Source organism: Pseudomonas sp. Soil_N_39, assembly GCF_057655955.1.
This window is the reverse complement of record NZ_JBDGLI010000061.1, coordinates 1-330: the sequence shown is the minus strand read 5'-3', so window position 1 is coordinate 330 and position 330 is coordinate 1. Positions and strand designations below refer to the sequence as shown.

At 60.0% G+C, this 330-nt stretch carries 1 protein-coding gene; it reads left to right on the top strand.

Annotation, left to right across the window (positions count from 1 at the left end):
- On the top strand, positions 1–330 hold a 330-nt coding region (locus AC3A5O_RS28820), incomplete at both ends, for an immunoglobulin-like domain-containing protein (protein WP_487754025.1).

Genomic DNA, 330 nt, shown 5'->3' with positions numbered 1-330 from the left:
AAGCTCGGGCGTGCTCGATGTCGCTGTTGGTAACGATGTTTACCAAGGTCCAACGACGGTAACTGAGTCGATCAAAGGTGCATCCGGCGGCAATCTGGAAGCCATTGCTCCAAACACAGCGCCAGTCAGCACCGTGGTTAGCGACGTCAACGACACCACCACCGTGACGTTGACCGCCACGCCGACCGTGAATGAAAACGGCACGATCACCTACACTGCCACGCTGACCGATGCCGACGGCAAGCCTGTCACCGCGCAGAACGGTCCGGTCACCGTCACGTTGGAAAGCGGCAAAACGATCACCATCGCCGCCGGCGCAAGTTCGGGCGT